This is a genomic window from Halalkalibacter oceani (assembly GCF_023715605.1).
In the GTDB taxonomy this organism is placed as follows: Bacteria; Bacillota; Bacilli; order Bacillales; family Bacillaceae_D; genus Halalkalibacter; species Halalkalibacter oceani.
Genome location: NZ_JAMBOL010000003.1, coordinates 190,143 through 213,236 on the forward strand (window position 1 = coordinate 190,143; position 23,094 = coordinate 213,236).

Annotated in this window: 20 protein-coding genes and 1 riboswitch; of the genes, 1 reads left to right on the forward strand and 19 read right to left on the reverse strand. The window is 48.9% G+C overall.

Translation table 11 applies throughout. The features are described from left to right. Nucleotides 1-30: 30 nt before the first annotated feature. From M3202_RS05930 to prsW, 11 genes are all read right to left on the reverse strand, one after another. On the reverse strand, nucleotides 31-702 hold the full coding sequence (locus M3202_RS05930) for a flagellar brake protein (protein WP_251222421.1): 672 nt from the start codon (nucleotides 700-702) through the stop codon (nucleotides 31-33). Nucleotides 703-1,012: 310 nt separating this feature from the next. Then, nucleotides 1,013-2,362 carry a germination protein YpeB gene (gene ypeB, locus M3202_RS05935; RefSeq protein WP_251222422.1) on the reverse strand — a complete coding sequence of 450 codons (1,350 nt, stop codon included), beginning with the start codon at nucleotides 2,360-2,362 and terminating at the stop codon, nucleotides 1,013-1,015. Nucleotides 2,363-2,382: 20 nt separating this feature from the next. Further along, nucleotides 2,383-3,360 (reverse strand): spore cortex-lytic enzyme, encoded by a 978-nt coding sequence (sleB, locus tag M3202_RS05940; RefSeq protein ID WP_432805964.1) that lies wholly within the window; start codon nucleotides 3,358-3,360, stop codon nucleotides 2,383-2,385. A 210-nt stretch (nucleotides 3,361-3,570) separates the two neighbouring features. Then, on the reverse strand, nucleotides 3,571-4,491 hold the full coding sequence (locus tag M3202_RS05945; protein ID WP_251222423.1) for a VanW family protein: 921 nt from the start codon (nucleotides 4,489-4,491) through the stop codon (nucleotides 3,571-3,573). Nucleotides 4,492-4,702: 211 nt separating this feature from the next. Then, on the reverse strand, nucleotides 4,703-4,876 hold the full coding sequence (locus M3202_RS05950) for a hypothetical protein (protein ID WP_251222424.1): 174 nt from the start codon (nucleotides 4,874-4,876) through the stop codon (nucleotides 4,703-4,705). Nucleotides 4,877-4,891: 15 nt separating this feature from the next. Then, entirely contained in the window at nucleotides 4,892-6,847 is a 1,956-nt protein-coding gene (locus tag M3202_RS05955; RefSeq protein WP_251222425.1) for an aconitate hydratase, read from the reverse strand. 168 nt (nucleotides 6,848-7,015) lie between these two features. After that, nucleotides 7,016-10,468: a methionine synthase gene (gene metH / locus M3202_RS05960; protein WP_251222426.1), complete on the reverse strand. Its 3,453-nt coding sequence runs from the start codon at nucleotides 10,466-10,468 to the stop codon at nucleotides 7,016-7,018. Between the two features lie 28 nt (nucleotides 10,469-10,496). Beyond that, entirely contained in the window at nucleotides 10,497-12,335 is a 1,839-nt protein-coding gene (locus M3202_RS05965) for a bifunctional homocysteine S-methyltransferase/methylenetetrahydrofolate reductase (protein WP_251222427.1), read from the reverse strand. Between the two features lie 16 nt (nucleotides 12,336-12,351). Continuing rightward, a complete protein-coding gene (locus M3202_RS05970; RefSeq protein WP_251222428.1) occupies nucleotides 12,352-13,464 on the reverse strand; it encodes a methionine biosynthesis PLP-dependent protein in 1,113 nt (370 codons plus the stop codon). Between the two features lie 89 nt (nucleotides 13,465-13,553). Then, a riboswitch (SAM riboswitch) is annotated at nucleotides 13,554-13,659 on the reverse strand. A gap of 83 nt (nucleotides 13,660-13,742) precedes the next feature. Further along, nucleotides 13,743-13,904, reverse strand: a complete 162-nt coding sequence (locus tag M3202_RS05975) for a hypothetical protein (protein WP_251222429.1) — start codon at nucleotides 13,902-13,904, stop codon at nucleotides 13,743-13,745. 21 nt (nucleotides 13,905-13,925) lie between these two features. After that, on the reverse strand, nucleotides 13,926-14,573 hold the full coding sequence (prsW, locus tag M3202_RS05980) for a glutamic-type intramembrane protease PrsW (RefSeq protein ID WP_251222430.1): 648 nt from the start codon (nucleotides 14,571-14,573) through the stop codon (nucleotides 13,926-13,928). 284 nt (nucleotides 14,574-14,857) lie between these two features. On the opposite strand from prsW, the gene M3202_RS05985 reads away from it, so the two are divergent. Then, nucleotides 14,858-15,823 (forward strand): asparaginase, encoded by a 966-nt coding sequence (locus M3202_RS05985; protein WP_251222431.1) that lies wholly within the window; start codon nucleotides 14,858-14,860, stop codon nucleotides 15,821-15,823. Between the two features lie 143 nt (nucleotides 15,824-15,966). Here M3202_RS05985 and M3202_RS05990 read toward each other — a convergent pair whose 3' ends face one another. The 8 genes from M3202_RS05990 to M3202_RS06025 form a co-directional block, all read right to left on the reverse strand. Then, the gene (locus M3202_RS05990) at nucleotides 15,967-16,938 is read right to left on the reverse strand and encodes a YpdA family putative bacillithiol disulfide reductase (RefSeq protein ID WP_251222432.1); all 972 of its coding nucleotides are present in this window, start codon (nucleotides 16,936-16,938) and stop codon (nucleotides 15,967-15,969) included. 255 nt (nucleotides 16,939-17,193) lie between these two features. Beyond that, nucleotides 17,194-18,111 (reverse strand): D-alanine--D-alanine ligase family protein, encoded by a 918-nt coding sequence (locus M3202_RS05995; RefSeq protein ID WP_251222433.1) that lies wholly within the window; start codon nucleotides 18,109-18,111, stop codon nucleotides 17,194-17,196. A gap of 126 nt (nucleotides 18,112-18,237) precedes the next feature. After that, nucleotides 18,238-18,849 carry a genetic competence negative regulator gene (locus M3202_RS06000; RefSeq protein ID WP_251222434.1) on the reverse strand — a complete coding sequence of 204 codons (612 nt, stop codon included), beginning with the start codon at nucleotides 18,847-18,849 and terminating at the stop codon, nucleotides 18,238-18,240. Nucleotides 18,850-18,971: 122 nt separating this feature from the next. After that, the gene (locus M3202_RS06005) at nucleotides 18,972-19,868 is read right to left on the reverse strand and encodes a MerR family transcriptional regulator (protein ID WP_251222435.1); all 897 of its coding nucleotides are present in this window, start codon (nucleotides 19,866-19,868) and stop codon (nucleotides 18,972-18,974) included. A 189-nt stretch (nucleotides 19,869-20,057) separates the two neighbouring features. Further along, complete coding sequence (locus M3202_RS06010; RefSeq protein WP_251222436.1) at nucleotides 20,058-20,822, reverse strand: metallophosphoesterase; 765 nt, start codon at nucleotides 20,820-20,822, stop codon at nucleotides 20,058-20,060. A 23-nt stretch (nucleotides 20,823-20,845) separates the two neighbouring features. Further along, a complete protein-coding gene (locus M3202_RS06015) occupies nucleotides 20,846-21,241 on the reverse strand; it encodes a hypothetical protein (protein ID WP_251222437.1) in 396 nt (131 codons plus the stop codon). Between the two features lie 252 nt (nucleotides 21,242-21,493). Further along, nucleotides 21,494-22,444 carry a hypothetical protein gene (locus M3202_RS06020; protein WP_251222438.1) on the reverse strand — a complete coding sequence of 317 codons (951 nt, stop codon included), beginning with the start codon at nucleotides 22,442-22,444 and terminating at the stop codon, nucleotides 21,494-21,496. Next, complete coding sequence (locus M3202_RS06025) at nucleotides 22,441-22,971, reverse strand: RNA polymerase sigma factor (protein WP_251222439.1); 531 nt, start codon at nucleotides 22,969-22,971, stop codon at nucleotides 22,441-22,443. The genes M3202_RS06020 and M3202_RS06025 overlap by 4 nt, the downstream gene beginning before the upstream one ends. Between the last annotated feature and the right edge of the window lie 123 nt (nucleotides 22,972-23,094).

The window sequence follows — 23,094 nt, forward strand, 5'->3', positions numbered from 1 at the left end:
AGGTCTGAAAAAAAGCGTGACCACAAGCTTCTATTCTTCTTTTTTCTGACGGCGCATGTTCAATTGCTTTTCAAAGCAATAGCGGATGATTTTCTGTCGTTCGGCGTCGTCCATCTCGGTAAATTGCAAAGAAACTCGTTCAGGCGCTCCGGGCTGGGGCGTAAAAACTCGGACGATCTTCGCCGGCCCCTTTACATAATCGATTTCGCCTGATTGCATCGGCAACACGAACCAGAGACTGACCTCTCCTTCTTCCGGAAGCGACTTGCCCTTTGGAATGTCGATTGCACAGCCGCCGCCGCTAAGATCGGCTGTTACGGAGACAAAGCGCTTCTTGCTGTCCGCCTGAAAGTGCAGCGCCACATTAACCGCCGCTTCGACACGGGCATAATTTCTGCGCTGAATCCGCTTATAACCTGCCTTCCCCGGATCTTTGAGGCAAAACATCGAAATATTCCCTTTTCTTCTGCCAACAAGTTCTGTTTCAAACACATATTTCGCTTCATCCCGCCCGATGAACCAGGCATCAAATGCTGTACCGGTTTTGAAAATACTCGCCGTGTTCGTCAGCTCGCTTAACAGTTCATCAACAATTAACAAATTATCATCGCGATCAATAAGCCGGCAGTGAAATTTTGTCTCCACCTCCTCCTCATTGCAATCTTTTCGTTCCAAAAAGATCGTCGAGCCAATATTAATCAAGCAGCACTCCTCCTTTTTGATATCCTTCTTTCTCCATTATCGCATGAACAAGGAAAAAGAAGAAGCACGATATGCTTCTTCTTTGTTAATAGTCAGGGTTTGGCTCTTCGACCTCGCTGCCGGGAGGGGGGCACGCTTTCCGCAGGCGGGCGTTGATCTGAAAAAACCGCGGCATGGCACTGAACCATACGAAAAATGCAAAAGAGGCTGTGAGTGGAACCGCCACGATCTTTTAAAGCCCGTTGTGAGTGGGTTTCTCACAACGGGCGTGTGAAGCCATTGCCACTAGCTCTTTGTCTCCGGTCTGATTTTATGAAAATTGATACACAGGCTCGGTTCCGTCAAGGCGTTCGACCTTTTCTTCCTGGCCATCCTCGGCATTAATAAAGATCCGGTATGTGTCCTGGTCAATGACACCGAAAAACTCATAGCACAAAACTTCATCTTTCAGCTCATTTTCAATTAACGCTACATGACTTTCCATTACTTCAAGCCTTGGATTAAGACGCTCCTCGGCCTCCGCTTTCGTAATCGCAGGTTCCGGGATATTGCGCTCTTTATGGTTCAGCAAGTAATCCTTGGCTTCATAGCCGAGAATATCGCCGTCATCAAGCGCTACTTCAAGCGTAACCGTATCCGGATAGACGCGGACATTCCCTTCGACGTAGGCGAATTCAAGCATCCCGATCGAATCATATTGCTTGCTGTCGATCAGCTGCATCCCTTCCTTGCCGGTCCGCTTCAGGAAGGCTTTTCCTTTTTCAACCGCTTCATTCAGGCTGAGCCGCTGTTCCTCGATTTGTCTGTCCTGCAAAAACCAGATCGGCTCCCCACCTTTTACACTCATATCCATATAATAATTCGTTTCATGCTCTGGATCGTCGATCACGATCGTATAAGCTGGATATTCAAGCCCATCTCCGGTATCCGATACATGCACGGGCACATCCGGGCTCATTTCAAGATACTGGCGCGCAATTTTTTCTGCTTCCTGCTTCGAGATTTCCTTTCCGGTAAGGGCCTTTTTCAGTTCCCCATTCAGATCGTCAATCGCAGCAAGACCTGCGCCCCATTCTGTTTCACTGAAGCCTTGGACTGATTTATTCATCACTTCAAGATTATTGACAATCGTGTTATCGCCAGGTTCCTGGCTTGCTTCCAGCTCTTTTTCAAGATCGAGCCATTGATGACGGTTGGCAAGCATCTCCGCCTGAGATTTCCGCAATTCCGAACGGATATCCTTCGAGTGCTGATAAAGATGCGTCAATGTATCATACTCTTTGTCAGTCAGCGGCTCCTTTTCAAGGTCACGTATTGATGTTTGATAGCTGAAGCGGCCAAGCTTGTACAGAAATTCCTCCGTCTGCCCGAGATCAATCGAGTTCAGCGGAAGCTGCCCGATTTCTTCCTGCGCCAAACTCGTCACCCGCCACACTTCGGCTAACGCCGGCGTCAGCTGACGTCTCGTATTCATCGCCAATGTTGACCCGAGCTGATCTTCAATTTGATCAAGATGAAAAGCCAGCTCGTGAAATGCACGCTGATAATTGTTTTCCGCTGTGATCATTAAGGTCTGCTTTTGCCCCTGTTCCTGGAAGCCCCAGTACCCAAGGCCGACAACAGCAACACCTAATAGTCCAATGATGATATTTCTCAACATGATCCTTCACCTCCACTAATTTAATGACAGAAAATATGTTTTCCAATTCGCTTAATTTGTGGGCGTGTCCAGATCCAGCCGGATGTTGCGGTATCAGGGTTGAAATAATAAAGCGCATTTCCGGTTGGGTCTTGACCATTTAATGCATCAAGCACTGCTCTTCTTGCCGTTTCATTTGGCGTCAGCCAAATTTGACCGTCAGCGACTGCCGTAAAGGCTCGCGGTTCAAAAATAACTCCGCTGACCGTGTTCGGGAACGTGGGACTGTTCACCCGGTTGATAATGACAGCCGCTACGGCTACCTGGCCGACATACGGCTCACCGCGCGCCTCGCCGTATACGGCATTGGCCATCAATTGAATGTCATTATCGGAATAGCCTGGCGGAACATTTGTCGCTTTCTCAATATTGACATCATTGTCTTGTTGTTCCGGTGCTTCTTCCTCCGGCACTGGTTCCGCTGGCGGCTCCTGCTGTCCACCTTGTTCTGGCGTTCCTCCTGTACCAGGAGTACCACCTGTCTGTCCACCGCCTTGTGGCGCTTCAGCCTGTCCGCCTCCGCCCTGCGGCTGCCGGGGTTGGCCTTTTTTCTCGCTGCCTTTTGCTCCTTTTTGAATATGCTTTGGCGTTTGACCGTAATGGGTAAATTTACGTCCCTCCTGCAGCGCCTTCTGCACAAATGCTTCATCATAATCGGTCGACCGTTCCAGCATATTTTTCATTTCTGGTCCGACAAGCCCATCGATGTCGAGTCCGAATTCATATTGATAATTACGGACAGCCCAATAGGTGCTCCATCCAAATACACCGTCAATTTTTCCATTGTAAAATCCAATATACTGGAGCCGCGCCTGCAGCTCGACCACATCATCACCTGTCGCTCCTTGCTGAATGATCTGGTTTGAAAAAGCAAACCCCGGGCTGGCATGCCCTACTAAACCAATCGCAACGAGTACGACAATACATACCATTCTCCATGTAAACAGATCCCGCTTCATGATGAATCATTCCCTCCTTATGCTTTGTTATCTGTTTCATGACACGCCTTTTTTTGGTCATGATTGATACAAATAGTGTTTGTTCCAGCCTTCTTTTTATACCATTCTTTTGACGAGACAGAAAAAAAGGCCTCAAAAAAGCTTGATCTCCAGCTTCTTTGAGGCTTCATTTCTATACAAGTTGATCCTGCGCCATGCAGCCGTACTTAGTTATAAATAACGTTGCGCCGTTTTGATGATCGCGATCAGCTCGCTTTTCTCCCGGTCGACTTTCATTTGAATCAAAACCGGATAGTCAAAGCTGTTGCGAAAGCGCAAATCGGATGTACCCCAGTTAACCATCGCATCTCTTCCTTCCGGCACATACGAAACAGGCAGCGAATGCGGATTGCGCTCAATGATTTCCATTCCGGCATCCAACGCGACATTATATAATGTCGTTGATGTTTGGCAAATTCCGCCACCGAGTCCATTGACGAAGTCGCCATCAACAATGACATTCGCTTCTTTATAGCCGCGCGCTTTTGTACGTTCCCCGACAATCCGGTTAAACGAAAAGATGTCTCCCGGTCCGAGGACGACGCCGTAAATGCTCTTCGCTGAAAGCTCGATATTATCGACACGTCCGCTAATTGAAGAAGTAAACTTTGTCGCATAACGGCCGATCTCGACTTCATCGAGGCCGGCGACATCTTCTTCCGTGACGTTAATATAGGTTACTTCAATCGGAATTTCGAGCTGCCGGGTAAAATAACTGGCTTGCTTGATTTTTTCCACTAATTCCTCTTCTTTTAATACAACTTGAGGAACACCTGGCACAAACGTTCCATCATCGCGAACCTTGGCCGCTTTCATGCGCTGATCAAAGCCGTTCGGGCCCCGGGCCAATTCCTTCACCCACTCACGCAGAGTCTCTTCAGAATCAGCAAAATCGCTTTTTCTGATCGTCATTAATACCTCCTGTTTGAGCGGGTTAATCAAGTCAATTTCTCTTTCTTCCAGCTCTTTTATATAGAGGTTTACCGCTTTTTTATTTGCCTCAGCAGCGATTTGCTCACTTCCATTGACCGTCGCCCCCGCACATCCGCTCGCCCCGATTAAAATCACACATAATAATAGTACTTTTTTCAACTGTTCATTCTCCCTATCGTGGTGTCATTATAAGTACCATTTTATTACATCCTTATGAAAGAACCAATAGTGATTTAGACCCTGAGTTCATCTTTTTTGCGAACTTTTTTACTATTTTTCATATTTTCACAGCTTGTCTCACATCATTTTCACCGCAAAAAAGAAAAACCCGAGCTGCACTTTGTGCAAATCGAGCTTCTCTGTTTTTCCCTCAATCCAAAATCCGGTTGTTTTCATCAACGTTTAGCACGATGGAAGAGGCAGGATGCTCCTGCTGAACATATCCCTCACCACCGCATACTGTGCATGTATATTGCCATTCTTCATCATCAGCGAGCATTCCTGTTCCTTCACATGCTTTGCAAACATGGTTGCGGTCGACCATTTGTTTCACCCTTTCTTACGTGGTAACCTTTTGCTGCGCTTTCACCCAGTTGATTAATCCACCTTTGATCATCATGTCAATTTGCCTTGCTGACAGCGCATGCCTCACTTTGATGCTTTCTTTTTCGCCATTTAGACTAATGCTAAATTCATTTCCTTGTTGAATCTTATTCTTTACATCTGTAATCGTCAGGATATCGCCCTGCTTCAGCTTATCGTAATCCGCTTCATTAACAAAAGTGAGCGGCAAAATGCCGAAATTGACCAGGTTCTGCCAATGAATCCGCGCAAAATCCTTGACGAGGGCGACCCGCAATCCCAAATACCGCGGCGCAAGCGCCGCGTGCTCACGGCTTGAGCCCTGACCGTAGTTAAAGCCGCCGATAATCGCGTGCCCGCCTTGTTCCACCGTTTTCCGCGCCCGCTCATAATACGTCTCATCGACAATTTCAAACACGAATTTGCTGATTTCAGGCAGGTTGCTGCGAAACGGCAATACGCGAGCACCGCCGGCCAAAATCTCGTCTGTTGAAATATTGTCGCCCATTTTCAGCAAAATCGGCATTTCCAATGTATCAGGGAGCTCGTTCATTTCCGGAATCGAGGCAATATTCGGCCCTTTATATAATTCCACTTCCCGTGCCTGTTCAAGTGGTAATGGAACCGATAACAAGCTCTCATCAACCGTCGGCTTCCTTGGCTCTTTTATTTTCGGATAATCCATCTCCAGCGTGCGCGGATCGGTGATTTTGCCTGTCAGCGCCGAGGCGGCGGCGGTTTCCGGGCTGCATAAAAAGACGCTGTCCTCTCTCGTTCCCGACCGTCCAGGAAAATTGCGCGGCGTTGTTCTTAGACTGTTTCTTCCTGAGGCGGGCGCCTGTCCCATGCCGATACAACCGTTGCACCCAGCCTGGTGCAGCCTCGCCCCTGCCTGAAGCAAGCTGGCGATATGCCCCTCTTCCACTAAATCGGTTAAAATTTGGCGCGAGCTCGGATTGATATCATAGGAAACGCCATTGGCGACCTGTTTTCCTTTTACAATTTCTGCCGCAATCGCAAAATCACGATAGCCCGGATTGGCGGAAGAGCCGATATACGATTGATAAATCGGTTCCCCAGCGATATCCCGGACGGCGACGACATTCCCCGGGCTCGATGGTTTGGCGACCAACGGCTCCAGCTCCGATATATTGATTTCTTCATACCGGTCATAGGAAGCCCCTCTGTCCGCTTTCAATTCGATCCAATCTTCTTCACGGTTTTGTTGCTTCAAGTAACGTTTGATTTCGTCATCCGATGGAAAGACGGTCCCTGTCGCCCCAAGCTCGGCTCCCATATTGGCGATGACATGACGGTCCATCGCGCTTAAATGCTTTAATCCGTCACCGAAATATTCGATGACATAGCCGACTCCGCCTTTTACATCATGACGGCGAAGCAGCTCGAGAATCACATCTTTGGCGCTGACCCAGTCAGGCAGCCTGCCTTTCAGTTCAATGCCCCACACTTGCGGCATTTTGACATAAAACGGTTCTCCGGCAATCGCCATCGCAACGTCAATGCCTCCCGCCCCCATCGCCAGCATCCCCATGCAGCCATTTGCGCATGTATGGCTGTCGGAGCCGAGCAATGTTTTTCCCGGTTTCGCCAGCCTTTGCATATGAACCGGATGGCTGACTCCATTTCCCGGTCGGCTGTAATACAAGCCAAACCGCCGCGTCGCGCTTTCCAAAAACAAGTGGTCGTCCGGATTTTTGCTATCTACTTGAATCAAGTTATGATCGACATACTGCGCCGACGCTTCGGTTTTGGCATAGTCGAGCCCCATCGCTTCCAATTCGAGCATCACCATTGTTCCAGTCGCATCCTGCGTCAACGTTTGATCAATTTTCAAGCCAATTTCTGTGCCCGGCGTCATTTCACCAGACAAAAGATGGCCATCAATCAGCTTTTGCGTCACATTAAACGCCATTACGTTCGTCCCCCTTTGTACAAATCCAGCTTCACTTAGTCTGTTTTGAAAAGGGAAAATGTATGCTCCAGGCGGGAAATTCTTTTTTAAGGAAGCAAAAAGGAGTTTGAGTAACAAGGTTCGTTTACCTTTTTACTCAAACTCCGAAAATAGAAAGCTCTTTTCTTTTTAAGCCAGCACGTTAAAATAACGCCCTTCCGGATGGGAGAAGACCATCGCGGTCACCGATGCTTCGGGTTCCATCATGAAGCCTTCCGTCAGCTGGACGCCGATTTTTTCCGGCTTCAGCAAGGCAAACAGCTTCTCCTGATCCTCAAGATTCGGACAGGCCGGGTAGCCGAAGGAGACGCGCACACCCTGATATTTGGCGGAGAAGCGCTCCTCCATCGTCATGTCCGCCGAATCCGGAAAGCCCCAACGGTCGCGCATTTGCTGATGGAGACGCTCAGCAAAGCCTTCAGCGATTTCCAAAGCCGCGGCCTGCATTAGGTGACTTTCCAAATAGTCGCCCTCTTCCTTTGCTTTCTCCGCTAATTCACGGACACCGTGACCGGCGGTGACAGCGAGGAAGCCGACATAATCCATTTCACCGCTTTCTACCGGGCGTAGAAAATCAGCCAAGCAAAGGTACGGCTTCTGGCGCTGACGCGGGAAGCTGAAGCGCTCAAGCACCGTGGACGTATCTTCCGGATCATAAATCAGAACATCGTTGCCGTCGGCCTGTGCCGGGAAAAAGCGGTACATGCCGTGCGCGGAAATAATCTGTTCTGCCTTGGCCCGCTGTAAAAACTGATCAACCTTTTCCTTCAGCTGAACGGCCCGTTCGTCTTTCTCGGCGAGCAGACGGCTCACTTTGCCTTGTAAGCCGAGATGGCGGCCGAGCAACATTTGCATATTAATATAAGGCTCTAGATGAGAGAGCTTGTAATCGCGTAAAATATGAGTATCGAGGTCCGTCGGCGTAAAAATCGGACCATCCGTTTTCACCTCGGAGCGCACCGGAGCCTTTGCCGGATCATCCGGTTCTCCTCGTGTTCTTTCTTTCCGAACCGCGTCCTTTTTCGCCCGTGCTTCCGCCAGTTCTTCCGCCAGACGGGTCCGCTCGTCCGGATTGGCGAGACGGTTGGCGATTTCCAGCCCGTTCATCGCGTCCTTGGCGTAAAGAACCATTCCATCGTATTCGGCGGCGATCTTCGTATCGGTGAATTTGCGCGTCAATGCTGCTCCCCCGACCAAAATCGGAATCGAGATTTTCTGCTGGCGCAAATCCTGCGCCGTCAGCACCATCTGCTGCGCGGATTTGACGAGCAGCCCGGACAAACCGACCGCATCCGGCTTTTCCTTTTTAATCGCCTCAATCAGTTCAGTCGACGTCACTTTAATGCCGAGGTTGACGATTTTGAAGCCGTTGTTGCTTAAGATGATCTCCACGAGATTTTTTCCGATATCATGGACGTCACCTTTTACGGTCGCCAAAATGATTTTTCCTTTGCCGTTATCATCTTCCTTTTTCTCCATGAACGGTTCCAAATGAGCAACAGACGCTTTCATCACCTCAGCGCTTTGCAGCACTTCGGCGACGATCAGTTCGTTATTGTTGAACAGGCGGCCCACTTCATCCATCCCGGTCATCAGCGGCCCGTTAATAATATCAAGCGGGTCATCGTACTTCGCCAGCGCTTCATCGAGGTCCTTCGTCAGTCCTTCCTTTGTCCCTTCAACGATATAGGAAGCGAGCCGCTCCTCAAGACTAAGCGTGGAAAGCTCGACTTTCTTCTCTGCTTTTTTCCCGCGGTAAAAAGCGGTAAATTCAGCGAGCGTCTCATCTGTTGTTTCAAATAACAGCTTGCGCGACATTTCTTTTTCGTTATCTGAAATCGAGGCATAGCGTTCAAGCTTCTCGGTATTGACGATCGCATAGTCCAGCCCGGCCTGGGTGCATTCATACAAATAAACAGCATTCAGCACTTCGCGGCCGACCGGCGGCAAGCCGAACGAAACGTTGCTCACACCGAGAATCGTCAAACAGTCCGGCAACGCTTCTTTAATCAGGCGGATGCCTTCGACCGTCGCATTGGCGGAGCCGATATACTGCTCATCACCGGTTCCAACCGGGAAGACGAGCGGATCAAAAATGATATCCTCCGGCTTTAAGCCGTATTTGTTTACGAGCAGGTCATGCGAGCGTTTCGCGACCTCGAGCTTGCGTTCCGCGCTGACGGCCATCCCTTTCTCGTCAATCGTCCCGACGACCACCGCCGCCCCGTAGCGTTTGACAATCGGAATTACTTTTTCGAACCGTTCTTCCCCGTCCTCCAGGTTGATCGAATTGATGATCGCTTTCCCCTGAGAATACGTCAACGCTTTTTCAATGACGTTCTCATCCGTTGAATCAATCATCAATGGCACTTTCACTTTATTGATTACATAGCTTAAAAACTGTTCCATATCCTCAAGCTCTTCACGGTCCGGGTCAGCGAGACAGACGTCAATGACGTGGGCGCCGCGCTTCACCTGGGCCCGGGCGATTTCCGACGCTTCTTCAAATTTCCCTTCCGCGATCAGACGCTTGAACTTCCGTGAACCAATGACATTCGTCCGTTCGCCGACGAACAACGGACGCATGCTTTCCTCATAAATTAACGGTTCAATGCCTGAAACAGCATGTGGATGTTTCTCCTTAATCACGCGTGGGGCAAAGTCCTTCGTTGCTTCGACCATTGCCGCAATATGCTCAGGCGTCGTTCCACAGCAGCCGCCGACGATATTGAGCCAGCCCTTTTCCGCAAAAGCCGAAAGCTTTGTCGCAAGCGAGTCGGGCGATTCATGATAATGCCCTTCCTCATCAGGCAGGCCGGCATTTGGGTAGCAGCTGACATAGGTTGTCGCCAACTCCGACAGAGAGCGAATATGGTCGCGCATAAATTCCGGTCCCGTCGCACAGTTTAAGCCGACGACGGTCGGCTTCATATGCTCAAGCGATAAATAAAACGCTTCGATGTTTTGACCGGCAAGCGTCGTGCCCATCGGCTCGATCGTTCCTGAAACGATGATCGGCAGCTTTTTATCAAGCTCGGTGAAAGCTTGCTCAATTCCGATATAAGCCGCCTTGACGTTGCGCATATCCTGACTCGTTTCGAGCAGCATCACATCGACTCCGCCGAGAATTAAGCCACGAGCCTGTTCATAATAGGATTCAATCAGCTGCTCGAACGTAACACCGCCCGTCACCGAAAGTGATTTCGTCGTCGGACCCATCGCCCCGGCGACAAAGCGTGGCCATTCCGGTGTTGAAAACTCGTCAGCGACTCTGCGGGCAATTTCAGCTGAGACGCGGCTCAGCTCTTCTGCCTTATGACCGAGATCGTAATCATCAAGGACGATATTGGTCGAACCGAATGTGTTCGTTTCGATAATATCAGCTCCGGCCTGCAAATAGTCACGGTGAATCTTCTCAATGACTTCGGGCGCTGTTTCGTTCAAGTATTCGTTACAGCCTTCATATTCTTCGCCGCCAAAATCTTCCGCGCTTAAATTAGCCTGCTGGAGCATCGTTCCCATCGCCCCGTCAAGTACTAATATTTTTCGTTCCAATTGTTGTTCAAATAAAGACTTCGTCATACGCTTTAGTCCTTTCTCCTGATCCCTGCTACTGATTTTTAATGGATGCTGCCTTCGTCTTCGCTTGAATATAATCAGTCAGTTCAACGGTCATCTCATACCGTAAAAATGGCGTTATCAAATAAATGCCGTTAAAGAATGTTAGCGCCGTGTCAATTAACGACTTGGCAATCCGTATCCCTTCTTCCGCCGCCCGCTGACGGTCATCACCGCACCGCTCCATCGCGCTCCGGATTTCATCGGTTAATTTTATACCGGGTACTTCATTGTGAAGAAATTCAGCATTCCTTGTTCCGGTTAACGGCATGATCCCGATGTAAAGCGGCTGTTCGATATGCTTTGTCGCCTCGTACACCGCTTCAATTTGCGCTTCACTGTAAATCGGCTGCGTCATAAAATAATCGGCGCCGCTCTCGACTTTTTTCTCCATCCGCTGCACCGCTTTGTCCAAATGCCGGACATTCGGATTAAAGGCTGCCCCGACAGAGAAGGTTGACTTCTGTCCGAGCTCTTTTCCTGAGAAAGAAATTCCTTCGTTCAATTGCTTAATAAAGGAAATTAATTGAAAGGAAGTTACGTCATACACCGAAGTCGCCCCCGGAAAATCTCCTATTTTCGTCGGGTCGCCCGTCACCGCCAGCAGATCATCAATTCCTAAGGCGTGAAGCCCCATTAAGTGTGATTGCAGCCCGATTAAATTGCGGTCGCGGCATGTAACATGAACGAGTGGACGAGCGCCGATCTGCCCTTTCAGCATCGCTCCGAGTGCCAGGTTGTCGACACGCGGGGAAGCGAGTGAATTATCGGCCATCGTCACCGCATCGACGCTGGCCTGATGAAGCTTTTTCGCTCCTTCGATAAATCGGTCCGTATTAAGCTTTTTCGGCGGGTCAAGCTCGACGATCACCGACTTGCGCTGCTTCACAAGCTCAGGCAGCGGCGTATGCTCCGGCGGCAGCTCGATCCGCTTTTCCACACGGATAATCGAACGGACTTTTTTCTCCGTAATCGGTGCGAACCGTTCCTTCACCTCTTTGAATGCTGTGATATGTTCGGGTGTCGTTCCGCAGCAGCCGCCCAATAAGCGGACCCCCTCCTTGACGAACTTCTCCCCCATCGCCTTGAAATAGTCCGCATTCGACTGATAAAAAACGCGCCCGTCGCGATAATCGGGCAGACTCGCATTCGGGTACGCTGACAGATAGCCGTTCTCCGGCAGCGGAATCGATTCAAATGAACGCAGCATATGGAAAGGCCCCATCCGGCAATTTAAGCCGACGACATTCGCTCCGGCTGCAATCAGCTCACGAAAAGCATCCGCGACCGGGATCCCGCCATTCATCACGCCGATTTCTCCTAATGAAAGGTTAACAATGATCGGCAAATTCGTCCACTTTCTCGCCAGGGTTGTAGCCATTTTTGCTTCTTCAAGGTCATAAAATGTTTCAAGTAACAGGCCGTCGACGCCTCCTTGCAGAAGGTACTTCATTTGCTCGTTAAACGACTCTTCGATTTCCTGAAGCGACCATTCCTCCAGCTGAAAGCGGCGCACCCCGCCAATTGTGCCGACGACAAAGGTCCGTCCGTCCGCAGCCTGCTTCGCTAATGCAACAGCTGCCTCGTTGATGAGCTGAACCTGATTTTCCAGGCCGTATTTTTCGAGCTTTAAGGAATTGGCCGCATATGTATTTGTTTGAATCACATCGGCTCCAGCCTCTACATACTGCTTGTGGACCGCGATGATCTTATCGGGATTACTGAGATTGACTTCTTCAAAGCATTGATCAACCCCCTGCTCATACAGGAGGGTGCCCATTGCCCCGTCTCCTACAAGGACCTCATTTGCTAATCGTTCCAACAGCTTCATTACGGGTCCCTCCTTTCTATTCCTTTGATGTCACAAAGTGAAAAGCTTGCTCCAGGTCTTTTATTAAATCCTCGCTGCGCTCAATTCCGACCGAAAAGCGCAACAGCCGGTTACAGACGCCATTGGCAATCCGAATGTCCTCGGGAATATCCATATGCGTCTGCGTCGCCGGATACGTCATCAGACTCTCCACTCCACCAAGGCTCTCCGCAAAGGAAATCAGTTTCAGCTGCTGCAAAAACGGGTTGACCCATGCTTCCTTTTTAATTCGGAAGGAAAGCATACCGCCTTTGCCTGGATACAGAACATCCGTTACCGCTTCATGCTCTTCAAGAAAAGCGACAACGGCCTTCGCATTCTCCTCATGCTTTTCCATCCGCAAAGCGAGTGTCTTCATTCCGCGGATGAGCAGCCAGGAGTCAAACGCCGACAGAGTCGCCCCAATGCCGTTATGGTAATAAGCGATCTTTTCACAGAGCTCCGTGCCTTTAGCTGCCACGAGACCGGCAATCACATCATTATGCCCGCCTAAATATTTCGAGGCGCTATGGATGACAATGTCGGCTCCTTTGACGAGCGGCTGCTGAAGCAGCGGTGTATAAAATGTATTATCGACAATCAGCAGCAATTGATGCTTCTTGGCGATTTCCGCCAAGGCGGCAATATCGGCTTCCTGCATTAACGGATTCGTCGGTGTCTCGATGAAAAGCGCCTTCGTCCGCTCATTGATTAATGACTCGAAATGCTCTAGGTTTCGCGGATCACCGTAAGCAAATGACAGTCCCCAGCGATTCCAGCCCTGTTCAAATAAACGATACGTTCCCCCGTAAAGATCCTGAGAGGCCAAAATCTCATCTCCCTGGGCGAACAGGGAAAATACCGTCTGAATCGCCGCCATCCCTGAACTACAGGCAAATCCGCGATCTCCTTCCTCAAGGGCGGCAATCGCCTTTTCTACGACTTCCCTTGTCGGATTTCCTGTTCTGGCATAATCATAGCCTGTCGACTCTCCGATTCCTGTATGACGATACGCCGTTGAAAAATAAACAGGCGTATTAATCGTTCCTGTCCGGTCTTCTGAGCGGTTTCCGATCTGTACTAGCAATGTCTCAAGCTTGTCTCGATTCATCTGTATACCTCCACCTTTACCAAATTATGAAAAAACACCCACTTCTTAAATTCCATTAAGAAGAAGGTGTTTGGTTATGAATTCGCTTCTTCTTATCTTTCAGATCATCGCGACCTGATGGAATTAGCACCTGACCATGAATGGCTGGTTGCTGAGACATCGTCGGGCCAGTCCCTCCGTCTCTCTTGATAAGAAATCGTATGTAAATGAGTTTTTCGTTTAATCAAAATTACAACAATTCAAACCATTTTGCAAGTGAAATTTTTTTCCTGAAGTATTCATTCCGGTGTTGCGTCAATATGCAAATGCTCCGCATTCCCACATACACAGCGCTTAAAACCGGTTTCATACTCGCCTGACTCGGTTCGTCTTCCTCTGAGAATATATTTTTCTCCACAGACCGGACAGCGAATGACAACGCGATAACGTCCTTCAGACATAATAACCACCTTTCTTACTTTCTATTGGTCCAATTGATGGGCACGTTTCACCTTCGTTAAAGCAAGCCACCATAACAAGAGCATAAATGGAAGCATCCCGATAATAAAATAGGTGTCGAACAACAGCAGAATGCTGTCATAGATACTGTGTAAGAGAATAGGAAAAAACAAGGCCAAAGTCAAATGCTTGGCTTTCGAGGCCCGCTCCAGCTTCGCCCTACCCATATAATACCCCATCAGTACACCAAATAACGCATGACTGGAGACCGGAAGAAGCGCTCTGCCAATCGCTGTTTCCAAGCCGTTTGCCAGCAGGTAGAGGACGTTTTCCAGACTGGCGAATCCGAGCGACAGGGCAACGCCAAAGACAATCCCGTCATATCTCCGCTTAAAATCGGCATGCTGATAGGCAAAGAAATACAATAAAAACCATTTGAAAAATTCCTCGATTACCCCATAGAGCACGACCGACTGGACAAGCAGATTTTCAAAGAACTGTTCCTCAATAAAAGCATATTGCAGCACCATTACGGGGAAAACAAGCAATACACCAATCAGAAACGTCCGAAAAACAAAGGCGCTTGTATAGGAACTGTAGTGGTTTCGTAAATAGAAATAAGACAACAATGCCATGCCAGGTGCCATCGCTGCCGTCACAATCGCAAACACGTTATCCTCCCTTTTCTCTATATCCTTTCGTTATGCCAGCAGGATCTTAGAGGATACTTTTAAGATCGTATGTTATCATAATAGAGGCTGGGGCAAAAGTAGTTCAACTACACGACGATCCGGACAAATTAGAGAGGACGCCACTACTCCTGATACAGAGATCGTTTCCGCGGAAAGCAGAAGTCTGTTTCACGAGCTGCATCATTTCTTTGTTCGGTAGTGCAGGGGCACACTTTCGGCATTTCCCGCCTTCATTCACTTGGAAAGAAATAGAGGTGCTTAAATTGAAAAAAATTCTTGTTTTACATACTGGTGGTACTATTGCGATGAAGGAAGAAGAGCAAGGAACGATTCCAACAGCAATACATCCATTATATTCCACGATTGAATCGCTAGCAAGCATTGCCTCGGTTACGGTCGATGATTTTCTCAATCTGCCTTCGCCTCATATGACTCCCGCTTTAATGGTCGACCTCGCTGAACGGCTGCGGGAAAGAACGGAACGTGACGGCCTTGACGGCATTGTCGTCACACATGGAACGGACACGCTTGAGGAGACGGCCTATATGCTCGATCTATTAGTTAATTGGCAGCTTCCCGTCGTCATTACTGGAGCGATGCGTTCAAGCAATGAATTAGGAGCCGACGGGCCACATAACCTGATCACCGCCGTTCGCGTGGCGACGTGTGACGAAGCGCGTGGCAAAGGCGTCCTCGTCGTCATGAACGATGAGATTCACAGTGCTAAAAATGTCACCAAGACGCACGCCAGCAATATCGCGACCTTTCAAAGTCCGCAATATGGCCCGCTCGGCATCGTCACAAAGCGCGACATCTTTTTTCACCATACTGTCACGAAAAGGGAATCGTACCCCGTTTCCAGGCTGACAAAAAAAGTCATCCTTTTAAAGGTATACACCGGTATGGACCGCGACATCATCGATTTGGCGATGCAATCAGACGCCGACGGCCTTGTCATTGAAGCATTCGGCCAAGGCAATGTTCCCCCGGCGATTGTCCCGGCACTCAAAGAGCTCATCAAACGCAACATCCCGATTGTGCTTGTCTCCCGCTGCTTCAGCGGCGTCGTGCAGGACAACTACGCCTACGAAGGAGGCGGGCGTGAATTGCGCGAGCTCGGCGTTATTTTCACAAACGGGTTAAATGGGCAAAAGGCGCGATTAAAGCTGATGGTCACGCTAGAGAAAACAGATGACCGTGAGCTTCTCCAATCCTATTTTCTCCAATAAAGAAAAGCGCGTAGCGGTCTTCATCGAACCTTCCGGCTATTTTTATCTTTTAAAAAAAGATGGCATACCAGGTCTCTTCCCCTGTGTAAGCCATCTTTTTTGCCTGATTTATGTTCAATCCTTGCTTTTGGGAACGGTCCAGCCTATTGCTGCCGGCGGCTGACAATCGCCTCGGCAATCGCCTCTCCGTGAAAACGGCCGTTTTCAATAAAGATTTCGTTCGCATTATTGCCTGCAGCAATCACCCCAGCGATAAACAACCCAGAGACATTCGTTTCCATCGTCTCTTCGGCAAACAGAGGACGGCCTGTATCCGAATCGACCTCGACCCCCATTTTCCGCAAAAACGAATGGTCGGGATGGTAGCCGGTCATCGCGAAAACAAATTGAGCCCGGACGCGCTTTGTCGTCTGCCCGACCTGGTAGATCACTTCGTCTTTTGTAATCCGTTTTACTTCGGCATTGAATTCCATCTTAATTTTCTCGTGTCTGACAAGCGATTCAAATTCCGGTAAAATCCACGGCTTCACACTTGACGAATAATCGCTGCCACGATACAGATTCGTCACTCGCGCACCGGCCTTTTCCAGCTCCAGCGTCGCATCAACGGCTGAGTTCTTGCCGCCAATGACGACGACATCGTGATCGAAAAACGGATGAGCCTCCTTAAAGTAGTGAAAGACATGATCCTGTTCTTCACCGGGCACTCCCATCATATTCGGCGAGTCATAATAGCCTGTCGCGATAATGACATACGGAGTGCGATAGTTATTTTTAGTCGTTTGCACGATAAATGTACCATCTTCCTGACGCGCAACTGCCTCGACGCGCTCATAGGCATGAATTCGCAGCTCCTTCCGCTTGACGACCTCACGATAATAGACGAGCGCCTGGTTCCGTTTCGGCTTTCTCCCTTCAATCACAAATGGAACCCCGCCAATTTCCAGCTTCTCACTCGTGCTGAAAAAGGTTTGGTGCGTCGGATAGCGATAGATCGCGCTCACGACATGATCCTTCTCGATCACTAACGGATGTAGACCGCGCTCCTTGCAGGCAATCGCTGCCGCCAGGCCGCATGGCCCTCCCCCGACTATGATCACATCTTCATCGTTCATTTTTCCACCTCTTTTTTACACTGCCACGCTTACTTGAGTTCTTTTTTAGTATACCAATTTACAACAACCGACGGAAACGAGATGCTTCTGCCGCTTCATCTCCCTTTTATTCTTTACGAAACGAACGAAAGCATGCTGCCACCGCTGTGTTTCGCGAGCCACGAATGAAAAGACCTGTCCCACTAGGCCGAATTTACCTTTTCGGGACAAGTCCAAGGATGCGCGAAAGACGCTACATCGGTTAAAAAAGCCATTTTATTTTTTCAAGGAAAGCGTAACAAGCTCCTCGATCATCTCTTCATATGACAGCCCGATCGCCTTCGCGGCATCCGGATATAAGCTTGTCGGCGTCATGCCGGGAAGGGTGTTGACCTCCAAAATGACCGGCTCTGTTCCATCCTCGGGCACGATAAAATCAACGCGGGAATAAATATCGCAGCCGAGCGACTGATGGGCAAGCACGGCATGTTTTTTCACATATTCCGTATACTCATCAGTCAATCTCGCTGGAACGATATGCTCACTCATTCCGGCAGCATACTTCGCTTCGTAGTCATAGTATTTATTTTTCGGGACAATTTCAACAACCGGCAGCGCTTTTTCCTGACCGCGATTTCCCATTACCGCCACCGTTACCTCTCGCCCGGAAACAAACTCCTCAATCAATACTGTTTCATCAAGCTTAAACGCTTCATCAATTCCGTCCAGAAGCTGCTCCTTATCTTCCGCAAACGTAATCCCGATTGTCGACCCTTCCTGATTCGGCTTGACAACCAACGGAAATGGCAGTGAAATCTCTACCTGCCCGCGCTCGTACGAATGGCGGTAAAGAACCTGCTCCTTCGCCGTCCGTGTGCCGTTTTGCGCGAAAAACAGCTTCGCCCGCGCTTTATCCATCGCCAGAGCCGATCCCTGGACGCCCGAACCGACATAGCGCAAATTAAGCATATCAAGCAATGCCTGGATCTTGCCATCCTCCCCATAGCGGCCATGCAGGCCAATATATACCATATCCACATCCAGCTTTAGCAGTTCCTCAAGCCGTTCAGGATGAAAATCAATGCCAACGACATCATGTCCCCGCTGCTCCAATGCTTTTATAATTCCTTTACCTGAAGATAAGGACACTTCCCGCTCTGCTGAAATCCCCCCGTATAATACTGCTATCTTCATTCCGTGCTCACCTCTCGCCAACATTATGTATCACTAGTTTATTCGCCCATTTCTCTAAGTGGAACTAGTCTAGGCTATTGTATCATAATCTTTTTTCAAGAAAACGGCAAAAAAAGACTGATTCTATCATTGATCAGTCCTTTTTCCTCCAATGAAATTCATATACAGCTGTAAAATCGCTTCGTGCTCTGCAATCACTTTGCCATATTCGGCTACGCGGAAGGAAGAAACGGTCGCAGGATTTCCGTATTCAGACAAAAGGGCGACAAATGCTTCCTCTTCAATCTCATCGAGGTCGTACTCCTCGAAGCTCAAATAATAGCGGTTCTCAAACGAGTAGAGCGTGCCACCTATCGCGCCAAAGGCGTACAGCCGCGCCGCGAGATCAATCACATCTTCTATATCCTGAAATTCATAAAAGATCTCTTCCGTCTCATCAAGCGTGACCTGCATTTCAATATACCCTTCATCGTAATCAAGTCCATAGTGATCATCAGGCAGGCCCTTTGTCACAATGATCACCATGCCTTGCGCCGGCATAGCATATACTTCAACAGCCACCGGGCCGTCTACTTTAAAACCAAGCTCATCATCTGCTTCAAGCATCATATCGCGAAACAAATCATGAACCTTTGGCACATCCTGCCACAAATCTTCCTTTGATATGCCCCGTTCCTTTAAATCGTCATATGTTAAAAACACCTTGAATTTATTAGATGCCAAGCGTTCAAGACGCATGTTTCCCCCTCCTTTGTCCCTGAACTCCCTACATGCTTAAGCGGATTCATCCGTAGAAAAGTCTTACTATACGATATGAGAAGACAGAAAAGAAGGTTCGTAAACAGGAAGACCATTTTTTTCTATCCCCTGAGCTGTTTTTGCAGCCAGCTTTCCCACTCCGGCCTTGTCGACCCTACCCGGTATTTTTCTGCCGGGCCGTGCTGCTCGATCGCCTTGCCGCCAGCACCAATGATCAGCTGTGGGTACGCTTCACTAAGCCGTCTTATCAAGTCCATCACATCGGGAAGATTTCCATCCTTCATACAGGATGTAAAGAACATCCGTGCCTCCACTTCCTTGATGACCTGTTCGACATCGTCAGCCGGAATTTTCTTGCCTAAGCAGATGACTTCAAACCCTTTCTGCCGCAGAAACAGCTTATAGCTCATCAAGCCCCATTCATCGGCTTCATCAGGTCCGCAGACAGTAACGACCCTTGGTAAAAAGCCATCAACCGGAAAGCTGTGAAGAATCATGCCAATTTTCGTCCGTAAAAAAGTCGTGACAAACTGCTCACCGGCAAGTGAAATCTCCTCATTTTTCCGCAACTCCCCAACCTTTATAAGCAGGGCGCCTAAAATGTCGACCGTTACTTTATCGACACTGAACATACTGAAAGCCTGATTTAACAAATCATGGGCTTCCCTTTCCCGAAAAGCAAGCAGCGCTGTTAACATGTCGTCGCCAAGCCTCGCCGCATAATCTTCATAGCGTGCTTCCTGCTGGGAATTCAGTGAAACAGCGTGATCTTTTTCTAACAGGCCGACAGCTTGTCCAATCGTAAACCCTTTATTTACTTTATCAAGTAACCAGCGCAGAATTGCGACATGTTCATCAGAATACAGGCGATGTCCCGCTGCATTGCGGATTGGCTTAACAATCCGGTAGCGGCGCTCCCAGGCCCGGAGAGTACCCGCTTGAATTCCTAACATCGTCGAAATCGCTTTAATATTATATTTCCCTTCTTTCGAGGTCATATCCTTCTCCTCCTGCTGAGTAACGAAAAAACGTCTCATTTTCGCGCTCATGAAGCCGCAACTCAGGCCCGTCACATTCAAATGTACATAACGCGCCTGATCTTTGGGCTTTACACGTTCATCTACTTACTCCCCAGTATAGCGAATGATACAACTTGTGTAAACTTTGTACAACTCCTTTATACAACGCTATTTTGCCCGCCGAAGCTGGATCAGATGGGTTTCAGCGGGAGCAGCCAATCGAAGCGGGAGGGTCGAGGTGCCAAAGCCATTGCTGATGAGATGCACATAACCGGGCCTGTGCTTCATTTGTCCCTTCTCCTCCAGTCCCCAGCCAAAGATTCTGATTTGTCCCCCATGCGTGTGCCCGCTCAGGATGAGAGAAAAGGGGTGATCGTGCGGCAAAACATCGACGATATCGGGGTAGTGACTGACAAGAACCGCAAAGCCTTCCTCGCTCTGGGCGTTAACTTGACTGAGGTCGTCCCGCTTGTGTCCAATGTCATCCACCCCACCGATAAACAGCTGATCCGCTCCGCGCGTAATGACCTTACATGAATTGACAAGCTCGATCACGTGATGACGCGCAAGCAACCGGCGCAGCTGCTGCGCTCCGACTTCTTCGTCGTTATTGCCCCAGACAAAGACGCACGGTCCGAGTGAGGCGAGCCGGCGCAAATTATCCTCAATCCGGGCAAGCGGCACTCCTTTTTCACATAAATCGCCGCCAATAATCACAAGATCGACGTTTCCCCGGATCGTTTCAATGAGCGGATCAGGCAGGCGACGGCGATGAATATCGCTAATAAAAAACAGCCGGAAGCCGTCAAAGGCTGCCGGCAGTTGCCCGAATGACAGCTGATGATGACGAACCCGCGTCCGAAAAGCCTCCGTAATCATATAAAAAACAAGGACGGCTCCTGCCGCCACCATAAGGTAAATGAAGATGTTCATCCTATGCAGTACTCCTTAGCTTCCTATTTCCAGCGTTTTCTCATAAAACCGACATCCATTATACCATACCAGAGAGCAAGAAAAAGCGCGAAACATGCGAGAAAACGATGACTCAGAAAGAGAGGGACAAACGTTACTAATGCGGCGCAGCCAAACACGAGCGTCGGACGTTTTCCCGGTCTCTTTGTATAATGCGGAACGTAGCTGCTGATCAAGTCGCGAATAAAAAATGAATACGCGAGAAACCCGGCGATAAATAGCAGACAGGCCGCCAGCAGCTTAAATGGAGAAAACAACACTTCTCCGATAAAAGCCGAAAGCTCCCATATCGGCGAACGGGGAAAAAGACTCGCAGCAGCTGCAACTCCGCCATAAGCGGTTACTAACAGCAGTATCCTTATATATACCCAGACTGCCATCCTCACAGCGACATCCCCTTTTTCTATCATACATATGCGCGGAAATGGACAACAGTCCCTTCTTTCCCTTACATTTTCAAGCTAGCCGACAGCCGGCAGCAAAACGAGGCCACTGAAAAACGTCCTTTTTTTGTAACACTGCTAAAAAAGTGGAAATCGTACTTTTTCAGCAGTTTCCAGCAAAACAGGGTGCGCCGCAAAGGTTGGTTTTCCTTTTGGCACACCCCGGGTGACGCGTTTGCTCAAACCGGCTTATTCAAATTCAGCGTATTTCAGCAGGACGCCGATATCACGAAACACTCTTTCCCCGCCGTCACCGCTTATGTTTATCTCCGCAGTGAGGCGGTAATAAACGCCCTCATCCTCAATAATCGCGGTTTCAAGCGTCGCCCCTTCCGTTTCAAAGCTTAGTTCGGCAGCAAATGTCAGCTCTGTCTCATGAGAAGAAAGCGGCCATCCCTCTTCGCTCTCCGTCCAGCCGGCGGCTTCAAAGCGCTCACGCAATGAAGCCTCCAGCTCTTCAGGCGAAGCGGCGTCGATCTGCTCTTCTGTCAGCGTAAAGAAAGGCGTCGTTGCCGGCTCTCCGGCAAAGTTTGTAAAAAACTGCAACGTCTGGCCTTCTTCAGAAGCCATTTGCTCAACGACATACTGTTCATTAACCCTTGTCGTAAAGTTCAGTTCCGGACTTTGCACTTCCTTAAGGAGGATCGTTTCCTCCATCCCTTCCATCATAATTACTTCCTCGAACCGCTCACTCGATTCAATGACCTCAGTCTCGCCCCCGGCATCCGTCGATTCAGCAGCATCCTCATTCTCATTCGGTACTGCTTCCCGGGAATCCATCGCCGGTTCATCCGTTGCGAATTCGTTGATTTCCGGAGCATCGTTGAATATGGTAACCTCTTCCTCACTTTGTCCACTTTCGGCATCCGGCATCACGGCTAGCTCAGCCTCGTCTCCACTTGAGTCACTTGGTGCTTCCGAGCTGAAATTTCCAAGCTGACTGATCGTCAGCACACTGCCGAGACCAAGCGCTAGGACAATCATCGCCACCGCCTGCCAACGATGAAAAAAGCGGCCCCACCGCGGGCGTTTTTCCTTTTCAATTTGCGCCATTATATGGGAAGATGACGATTTTTGCGGCAGCTGATCATACTGCCCCTTCAGTTTATCCATCATCTCTTTTAATTGTTGATCATTCATAGCTGCTCACCTACTTTTTCAAACTTTCCTTTCAACTGCTTCTTTGCTCGCAGCATCCTCGTTTTCACAGCTCCCTCTGTTACATTGAGCACCTCAGCGATTTCCTGATAAGGCAAATCATGAAAATAATGAAGAATGATCGGAATTTTGTATTTCTCATCTAATGATTGAATAAAATCATGCAACACCTTTGATTCTTCGTCAAAAAACGGCTCCACATACGTGCTTTCCGGAGCCATTTGCTTCAGCGCCTGCGTTTTTCTTTTTTGACGCTGTTCGCTACGGTAGAAATCCCTGACGACATTCAGGGTGATTGAATAAAGCCATGTTGTAAACTTTCCACGGTTATGCTTATTTAAAAAACGGTAGACTTTTATAAACACTTCCTGCGTGACGTCTTCAACATGCATATGATGAACACCAAGTTGATAGGCGAATTTTTCCACTGTTTTTAAATGCTGTTCAATCAGCTGGCTAAAGGCTTCATCATCTCCTTGCTTTGCGCGCAAAACTAATTGTTCTTCCATCTTCAAGACCTCCGATTTCGGTGTACACCTGTCTCTCTATCTCTCCAGCAAGCTTGCTTTTATCATGATGCTTATGTAACGCCCGATGTTGATAAAAGGTTTCATTCCGGCTTTTTACCTTCA